Consider the following 8,135-nt stretch of genomic DNA (forward strand, 5'->3'; position numbering starts at 1 on the left):
CCAACCCGGGTCCCACGTCCCGCCCGCCATCAGAAGCTGGCCTCCACGCCAATGCTGGGGAGCAGCGGAAACATGCTGATCCCCGAGCGCGTGGCGGGCGCCTTGTCGTAGTTGTAGAAGTAGAACAGCACATTGCGCTGGTTGTACCCGTTCAGCACCTGCAGGTACGGGGTAAAGCTGCCCCAGCGGCGCGTGTACTCGCGGCGTAGCGTAAGGTCCAGGCGGTGGTAGGCCGGGTACCGCTCGCGGTTGCGGTCCGCCAGCACCACGTAGTACGGCACCTCGGGCTCATCCGTCTCGGGGCGGGGAAGCCGGTATCCGCCCGCGGCCACGTTGGTTTCGAACCCCACCACCTGCGCCACCGGGCGGGTAAAGGGCGTGCCGGATCCGTAGTTCCACCGCAGCCCCAGCTGCGTGCGGCGCGAAAGCTCGTACTGCAGCACCACGTCCACGTCCAGCCGCCGGTCAAAGATGGGCGCGTACGTCACCGTCTGGGGCACGCCGTCCAGCCCCGCCGCCGTGGGGTCGGGAAAGGTGCGGGCCGCCTTGAGCCAGCTCAGCGTCGTCCACCCCGTGAGCCGGCCCGCGTTGCGCCGCACCAGCAGGTCCGCGCCGTACGAGTCGCCGTCGCCCACCAGCAGGTCGTCGCCGATGAAGTTGGGGTCGTCGCCCGGGTTGAGGTCCGTGACGCCGTCGTAGCGCCGGTAGTAGCCCTCCAGCGAGGCGTACCAGCGCTCGCCCCAGTACTTCTCCACCCCCGCCTGCACCTGGTCCGACACCACGGGCGGCACGTACTCGTCGGCCAGCACCCAGGTGTCGTTGCTTACAGGCAGGGCCTCGTCGCGGATGGAGTGCAGAAACTGCACGTAGCGCCCCGCGGCGATCTTGACGGCCGCGTCGCGCTCCGCGCCCAGAAAGCGCTTGACGGCCACGCGCGGCGCGGGGATCACGCAGGTGCGGTTGGCGCGCGCAGGCACCGACGAGGGGTCCTGCGGAAAGTAGTCGGGCCGCCCGCCGGACGCGCAGGCGCCCGCGTTGGTGCGCGCCACGTCCACCCGCAGCCCCGGCTCCACGATCCACAGCGGCGAGGGCTGCCAGCGCACCTGGCCGTACCCCGCGGCGAACAGCCCGGCCTGGCTGGCCTCAAAGAAGGTGGTGCCGCCGCTTTCGCCCAGGTTGCTGTAGCTCACCCGGTTCAGCTCGCCGCCGGCCTGCACGGTAAGCCTGGGGCTGATCTGCCGGGTGAGGTCGCTGCGCAGCGCCGCTTCCTGCACGTTGGAGCCAAAGCGCGTGTCGGCGAAGTCGGGAAAGCCCAGGATCTCGCCGTAGCGCGACACGCCCAGCCGCGTCTCCGACACCCACCGGCTCCCCAGCGGCTGCGTCCACTTGAGGCCGGCGACGTCGTTGCCCCAATTCCAGCGGATCTTGAGGATGCTTTCCGCCGTGTCCTCCTCCCCCGGCGGATCGAAGTTGGACAGGTCCAGCACGTCGCGGCCGCGGTAGCCGGTGAACTGCACCCGCCCGCCGCCCCGCGTCTCGATGGAGGCGCCGGCCTGCACGTCCGTGAGGTGATACGGAAAGTCCGTTACCGGGCGCAGCAGCGCGTCGAAGTACGAGCGGCGCGCACTGAACAGCCAGCTTCCTTTCTGCCCCCCCAGCGACCGCGAGACGGCCCGCGGCAGGTCCGAGTGCACGGCGATGCGGGTGGCCAGGACGGAGATCCCCGTTTCCGCGTGCAGGCCGCCTTCCCCCGTCTTGCTTTCCACCGTGAGCACGGAGCTTACGCGTCCTCCGTACTGCGCGCCGAACCCGCCGGAGAGCAGTTCCGCCCGCGCGATCACGTCGGAGTTGAAGACGCTGAACAGCCCGCCCAGGTGAAAGGGGTTGAAGACGGGAAATCCGTCCAGCAGGATCAGGTTCTGGTCCGACGATCCGCCGCGGACGTTGAAGGCGCTGCTGAAGTCCGAGGTGGACACCACGCCGGGCAGCACCTCCACCGCGCGCAGCACGTCGGCCTCGCCCAGCCCGGGGAGCATCTTGATCTCGTCGCCGGAGATGACGCGCGCCGTGACGCCGGCCTCCGTCTCAAAGCGGGTGCGCTCGCGCTGCGTTTCGCGGGGGCTGCGCACCTCCACCGTCTCCAGCAGGATGGGCGCTTCCACCAGCCGGAGCTCTACCCGCGCGTCGCCGGTGGCGGGACCGGACACGGTCTGCCGCGCATCGCCGAACCCCACGCGCGACGCGCGCAGCGACCACGGGCCGGCGCGCAGCCCCGGGATGCGAAAGGTGCCGTCGGCGCCGGTGGTGGTGGTGCGGCGCCCGTTGCCGGACGCGGGGCGCGCCTCCACCCCGGCACCCTGCACGGGCTCGCCGGCCGGCCCCAGGACGCGGCCGGACACGGCTCCGCCCGGCTGCGCCCACACGGGCGCGGCGGTCAGGGCGGCGAGCAGGCAGGCGAGCAGGCAGGCGAGCAGCGGAACCCGCGCCAACCAGGCGCGGGCGGAGTGCAGGGGCCAGGACATCGGGTCGTTCGGCTCGGGACGCGGGCGCGGGCGCACGCAGGGCAAGCGCGCATCTACGCCGCGCGCGGCGAAAAGGTCCGTGCTGTCGCATCTTTGTTACGGACGCGGGGCGCCGGGCGGATGCACCGCCGCTCCGGAACGCGGCGTCGCGGCGGGTGGACGGAGGCGCCCACCCTTGACCCGCGCCCCGCCGCGACGGAGTTTGACCCGGGCCGGCACCCGCCGGCCGTGCGGGGGCCGGCGCCCCGCGCCTTCACCCCGGATGGGAACGCGTGATGGAGTTGACCCGCAGGCGGCTGGTGAGCATCCGCCGCTTCGTACCCCTGGACCGCATCCGCGAATACGCGGAACTGTGGATTGCGCTGCACCGCGCGGCCACGGCCCGGGGCGCGCACGCCTGGCACTTCGCCTCGGCGGACCAGCAGAACGTGTACATCGAATTCCTGGAGTTCGGCGGCGACGCCGACGTGCGCGGCGACCCGGAGGTGGTGGCCGCCATCCGGGCGCTGCACGAGTCGTTCGGCGAGCCGTACCCCACGCCCATGACGCTGGAAGAGTGGGTGGAGCTTCCCGCCCCCCCGCCGGACCTGCTGCAGTGAGCGACCGCGACCGCCTGCTCGCGCTGCTGCTGGAGCGCTCGTTCCGCACGGGAGACTTCGTTCTCGCGTCGGGCGCCCGCAGCCGCTACTACATCGACTGCCGCACCACCACCACGCACGCCGAGGGGCAGGCGCTGGTGGGCCGGCTGGGGCTTGCCCTGCTCCGCGACGCGGGGCTGGCGCCGGAGAGCGTGGGCGGGCTCACCATGGGCGCGGACCCGGTGGCCTATGCCGTCGCGCACGCGTCGTGGCTGGCCGGGCCGCCGGTGCACTCCTTTTCCGTGCGCAAGGAGCCCAAGGCGCACGGCACCGGCAAGCGCGTGGAAGGCTGCTTTGCCTCCGGCCAGCGGGTGGTGATCGTGGAAGACGTGATCACCAGCGGAAAAAGCGCGCTGCAGGCCTGCGACGCCGTGGAGGCGGAGGGCGGCGTGGTGATGGGCGTGATGGCGCTGGTGGACCGCGAGGGCGGCGGCACGGAGGCCATCGAGGCCCGCGGCCATCCCGTCCACGTGCTGTACCGCGTCAGCGAACTGCTCGCCGCCGTGGGCGGCTGACGCTCGTCCTCCCCGAACCCGCCGCACCCCGGCGCCGCACTCCCGCGGCCCGGGCTCTCGCCCGCCATGGAGAACCCATGCGACGTCTGTTCCTGGCCGTCAGTCTCCTGATCTGCACCAGCCCCCTCGCCGCGCAGGACGCGCGCCCATCCGCATCCCATCCATCGTTCGCCGCCGTCACCCCGCTTCCCCCGGAACTGACGCCGGACGCGCTTCGCGACCAGGGGCAGGAGCGGCGCATCTCCGGCCTGCGGGTGCTACGGGGGATTGGTATCGGAGCGGGTGTGGGCGCCGGGGTGGGCGCGGTGCTGGCCTACTCGGCGTACACCGGATGCTCGGGAGAGGAGTTCTGCCTGTTCAGCCGCGACGAAGAAACGCTGATGGGAGCGGTGTTCGGGGCCGGTCTGGGCGCGGTGATCGGCGGGACGTACATGCTGCTGACCCCCGCGCGCCGCACCGAGGAGCCGGTGCTGACGGTCGCGCCGGCGCAGGACGGCGGCGTTCGCCTGGAAGCGCGCCTCACGCACTGAGCCGCCACGGCGCAACAGCCAAGGGATGAACGGCCCCGGGCGGCGGACGCCCGGGGCCGTGGTTTTCATCCACTACGCACCCGCAGGTCTCGCCGTGGCTCTGCGTCTCATCGTGAGGCGGAATTGCCGTCCTCCGGCACGATCCGCATCTGGCCTCCACGCAGCGGCGCGGGTAGCTTGCCGCCGCTCCACTACAATCCTCATCCCCACGGCACGGAAGCGCACAACGATGGCGAAAGTCGCGGTCATTCCCGGCGACGGCGTCGGCAAGGAAGTCACCCGCGAGGCGCTCAAGGCGCTGCGCGCGGTGCTGGACGGCAGCGGGTTTAGCCTGGACCTGGTGGAGTGGCCGCACGGCGCCGACCGCTACCTGGAAACGGGCGAGGCCATCACCGACGCCGAGTTCGACGACCTTCGCCAGAACTACGCGGCCATTCTGCTGGGCGCCCTGGGCGACGCGCGCGTCCCCGGCAACGAGCACGCGCGGCAGATCCTGCTGGGGATGCGCTTTCGCCTGGACCTGTTCGTCAACTTTCGCCCGGTGCGCCTGTTTCACGAGCGGCTCACGCCCCTGCGCGACAAGCGCGCGGAAGACGTGAACTTCGTCATCTTTCGCGAAAACACCGAGGGTGTGTACGTGGGAATGGGCGGCACCTTCAAGCAGGGCACGCCCGACGAGGTCGCCGTCCAGGAAGACGTCAACACGCGCAAGGGCGTGGAGCGCATCATCCGCGCGGCGTTCGAGTACGCGCGCGCCAACGGGCTCACGCGCGTGACGATGTCCGACAAGGCGAACGCCATGGAGTTCGCCGGCGGGCTGTGGCGGCGCGTCTTCAAGCTGGTTTCCGCGGAGTACGCGGACATCGAGAGCGAGGCGCTGTACGTGGACATGCTGGCCATGGACATGGTGCGCCGCCCGGAGCGCTACCAGGTGATCGTAACCGGCAACCTGTTCGGCGACATCCTGTCGGACCTGGGTTCGCAGCTGGCGGGCGGGCTGGGGCTTTCGCCCTCCGGCAACATTCACCCGGGGCGCATCGGGCTGTTCGAGCCGGTGCACGGCTCCGCGCCGGACCTCGCCGCAAAGGACCTCGCGAATCCGTTCGCCGCCGTGCTCACCGCGGGGCTCATGCTGGAGCACCTGGGCCGCCCCGCCGAAGCCGTGCGCCTGGAAGGCGCGGTGCGCGCCTGCATTCAGGCGGGCGAAACCACGCCCGACCTGGGCGGCACCCTGGGCACCGGCGCCGCCGGCGACGCCATCGTCCGCCGCCTGCAGGCGTCCGCCTGATTCCACGTTTCTGAGCACCCGGACGACAGGCGCCCGCCTGCCGTCCTGCCCGTCCATTGGGTCGCACTGGTGACGCATTCTGTGAGGGATGATGACGGAGCACCCTGCCACGCCGTCCGACCCGTGCGGCGGCGTGCTGGACCTGCGGGACCGGCTGGGCGCCGAGTGGCCGTCCATTGCGGCCTCACGGCAGAAGCCTTGCACACCCTCGCCCGGCTGCGGGCAGAGGTGTCGCATCTGGCGCCCGTGGACACGACGCTGGTCGTGTACGGCTCGCTCGCCCGCCATGAGTTCACGGACGGCAGCGACATCGACTGGACGCTGCTGGTGGACGGCCTGGCCGATCCCGATCACCAGAACCAGGCGCAGCGGATCGGCGACCGGCTGCGCGAGAAAGGCTTCCGGGCGCCCGCCCCGGGCGGCGCGTTCGGCAACCTTACGTTCAGCCACGACCTGATCCACCGCATCGGCGGGGAGGACGACTCCAACCACAACACCACGCAGCGGCTTCTGCTCCTGCTTGAATCCCTCCCCGCCAGCCATTCCGGCGCGTACGACCGCGTGGTGGCCAACGTGCTGGCGCGCTACATCGAAGAAGACCTCGTGAGCCCGTTCGACACGCCGTACCGCGTCCCGCGTTTTCTGCAGAACGACGTCGCGCGGTACTGGCGCACCATGGCCGTGGACTTCGCGCACAAGCGGCGGGTGCGTTCCGCGCGCGGGTGGGCGCTGCGCACGGCCAAGCTGCGCATGTCGCGCAAGCTCATGTACGCCGCCGGGCTGCTGAGCTGCTTCTCGTGCGAGACCGCGTTCCGGGATGCGCGGTGCAAGCACCCGGCGAGCTGCACCGCGGACGTGGTGGAGTTCCTGTCGGAGATGGTGGGGAGCACGCCCCTCGACATCGTGGCCCGGGTGGTGCTATCATACTTCGGTGAACTTTCGGGTGCGGCGGGTGCGCTCTTCGGCGCCTACGACCAGTTCCTCGGGATTCTGCACGATCCCGAACGGCGCGAGCACCTTGAGCAGCTCGCCCCCGCCCGCGCGGATTCCGATCCCGAGTACCAGCGCGTCCGCGAGATCGGGCAGCGTTTTCAGGACGGGCTGACGGAGCTGTTCTTTCCCCGCGACACGCCGCTGGGCGGCCTCACCATGCGTTACGGAGTGTTCTGATGGAAACCATCGGCTTTTCCACCGGTTCGCTGGCCCGCTCCGATTTTGCCGCTGCGCTGGACATGCTGGAGCCGCACGCCACCGGCGCCGTGGAACTGTCCGCGCTGCGGGCCCGCGAACTCCGTCCGCTGCTGGCCGCCATCCCGAGCCTGGACCTTTCCGCGTATCACCACGTCACCCTGCACGGGCCCAGCGCCTTTTCACCCACTGAGGAGCGCGAGGTTGCGGGCCTGCTGGCGCCGTGGGCGGCACAGGGCTGGACGATTGTCGTCCATCCCGATTCCATCCGCGACTTCCGGCTGTGGGCCGGGTTCGGCGCCAGCCTGAGCATCGAGAACATGGATGCGCGCAACCCGTGCGGACGTACGACGGGTGAACTGCACGCGGTGTTCGCCCGGCTCCCGCATGCGTCCTTCTGCCTGGATCTGGCGCACGCGCGCCAGCTCGATCCGTCCATGCACGAGGCGCGGCGGCTGCTGGGCGCGTTCGGCGAGCGGCTTTCGCACGTGCACGTGAGCGAGTTGGACGCGCAGAGCCGGCACGTGCGCCTGAGCGAGGCCGCCGTCCAGGCTTACGAACAGGTGGCCGAGCTGATCCCGCTCGACACGCCCGTCATCATCGAGGCGCCCGTCTCCGCGTCGCAGATTGAAGCGGAACTCGAGCGCTCCCTGCGCGCCGTCGGGCGAGCGGTCGCGCTGGTCTGATTGTGGCAGTCGCGCGGCGAAAAACACGCGAATACGAAGAAAGCCCCGCCACACCGGCGGGGCTTTCCTGGTAGTTGGGAGGGCTGCGATCAGCGGTCCTGTGCGCCCGAGACGATGCCGGCCAGCGCTTCCGGCGAGCGGTCGATCACCTGAAGCAGGCGCCGCGTGGGACCATCCGGGGAGCGCTGGCCCTGCTCCCACGCACGTACCGCGCTGGGGCTCGCATGCAGCAGCTGCGCAAAGACGGACTGCGACACGCCGAGCCGCTGCCGGATCGCGCGCATTTCCTCGGCGGAATACGCGGGCGGCGGCACCACGTCCGTGTTGCGGGCCGTGCGAGCCACCCGGCGCACGCGGGCACCCGGAAGCTCGCCGCGCACGTGAGCGAGGGCTTCCTCAAATGCACCGATGAGCGCATCCCCAAAGGCGCTGTCCGCCGCTGGTTCTTCTTTCATCGTGAAACCTCTGCCTTAAGTCGTTCGATCACATTCTGCAGCACGTGCTGCTGCGCCGGCGACAGATCCTGCTGCTCGTTCTTGCTGTACGCGAGCAGCAGGTATATGCGTCCACGCAGTTCGACGTAAAGGTAGATGACGCGGCTGCCTCCACGCTTGCCGCGCCCGTGCGAGGGAATGCGGAGCTTTCGCGCGCCGCCCCATCCAGGCACCACTACGCCCAGACGCGGCTCGTGCATCAGCACCCATTCCAGCCAGCGCAGCTCTTCTTCATCCGCCAGGCCCTCCGCGCTTCGGACAAAGGAGGGCAGGT

The 8,135-nt window shown here is 70.7% G+C and carries 9 protein-coding genes; 6 read left to right on the forward strand and 3 right to left on the reverse strand.

The genetic code is table 11. The features are described from left to right. Positions 1-29: 29 nt before the first annotated feature. Complete coding sequence (locus VF665_RS09585; RefSeq protein ID WP_331053198.1) at positions 30-2,522, reverse strand: TonB-dependent receptor; 2,493 nt, start codon at positions 2,520-2,522, stop codon at positions 30-32. 272 nt (positions 2,523-2,794) lie between these two features. On the opposite strand from VF665_RS09585, the gene VF665_RS09590 reads away from it, so the two are divergent. The 6 genes from VF665_RS09590 to VF665_RS09615 all read left to right on the forward strand — a co-directional run bounded on the left by VF665_RS09590 (position 2,795) and on the right by VF665_RS09615 (position 7,367). Further along, entirely contained in the window at positions 2,795-3,121 is a 327-nt protein-coding gene (locus tag VF665_RS09590; protein ID WP_331053199.1) for a hypothetical protein, read from the forward strand. Continuing rightward, a complete protein-coding gene (gene pyrE, locus VF665_RS09595) occupies positions 3,118-3,675 on the forward strand; it encodes an orotate phosphoribosyltransferase (RefSeq protein WP_331053200.1) in 558 nt (185 codons plus the stop codon). Before VF665_RS09590 ends, pyrE begins: the two co-directional genes overlap by 4 nt. Before the next feature lie 77 nt (positions 3,676-3,752). Continuing rightward, complete coding sequence (locus VF665_RS09600) at positions 3,753-4,205, forward strand: hypothetical protein (protein WP_331053201.1); 453 nt, start codon at positions 3,753-3,755, stop codon at positions 4,203-4,205. Between the two features lie 229 nt (positions 4,206-4,434). Further along, positions 4,435-5,493, forward strand: coding sequence for an isocitrate/isopropylmalate dehydrogenase family protein (locus tag VF665_RS09605; protein ID WP_331053202.1), 1,059 nt, complete (start codon positions 4,435-4,437; stop codon positions 5,491-5,493). 165 nt (positions 5,494-5,658) lie between these two features. Further along, positions 5,659-6,663 carry a nucleotidyltransferase domain-containing protein gene (locus tag VF665_RS09610; protein ID WP_331053203.1) on the forward strand — a complete coding sequence of 335 codons (1,005 nt, stop codon included), beginning with the start codon at positions 5,659-5,661 and terminating at the stop codon, positions 6,661-6,663. Continuing rightward, on the forward strand, positions 6,663-7,367 hold the full coding sequence (locus VF665_RS09615) for a hypothetical protein (protein WP_331053204.1): 705 nt from the start codon (positions 6,663-6,665) through the stop codon (positions 7,365-7,367). Before VF665_RS09610 ends, VF665_RS09615 begins: the two co-directional genes overlap by 1 nt. Positions 7,368-7,456: 89 nt before the next feature. Here the strand turns inward: VF665_RS09615 and VF665_RS09620 are convergent, their stop codons facing one another. Continuing rightward, positions 7,457-7,822 carry a helix-turn-helix domain-containing protein gene (locus VF665_RS09620; protein ID WP_331053205.1) on the reverse strand — a complete coding sequence of 122 codons (366 nt, stop codon included), beginning with the start codon at positions 7,820-7,822 and terminating at the stop codon, positions 7,457-7,459. Continuing rightward, positions 7,819-8,135 (reverse strand): type II toxin-antitoxin system RelE/ParE family toxin (locus tag VF665_RS09625; protein WP_331053206.1); only part of this gene is annotated, 317 nt, incomplete at its 5' end. The genes VF665_RS09625 and VF665_RS09620, both read right to left, overlap by 4 nt.

Origin of the sequence: Longimicrobium sp. (assembly GCF_036387355.1) — a bacterium.
GTDB lineage: Bacteria > Gemmatimonadota > Gemmatimonadetes > Longimicrobiales > Longimicrobiaceae > Longimicrobium.

What these genes read in the sequence shown, in the direction of transcription:
- VF665_RS09605 (WP_331053202.1), top strand. Translation starts at nt 4,435, where the DNA reads ATGGCGAAAGTCGCGGTCATTCCCGGCGACGGCGTCGGCAAGGAAGTC.
- VF665_RS09585 (WP_331053198.1), bottom strand. Translation starts at nt 2,522, where the DNA reads ATGTCCTGGCCCCTGCACTCCGCCCGCGCCTGGTTGGCGCGGGTTCCG.
- VF665_RS09615 (WP_331053204.1), top strand. Translation starts at nt 6,663, where the DNA reads ATGGAAACCATCGGCTTTTCCACCGGTTCGCTGGCCCGCTCCGATTTT.
- VF665_RS09620 (WP_331053205.1), bottom strand. Translation starts at nt 7,822, where the DNA reads ATGAAAGAAGAACCAGCGGCGGACAGCGCCTTTGGGGATGCGCTCATC.
- VF665_RS09600 (WP_331053201.1), top strand. Translation starts at nt 3,753, where the DNA reads ATGCGACGTCTGTTCCTGGCCGTCAGTCTCCTGATCTGCACCAGCCCC.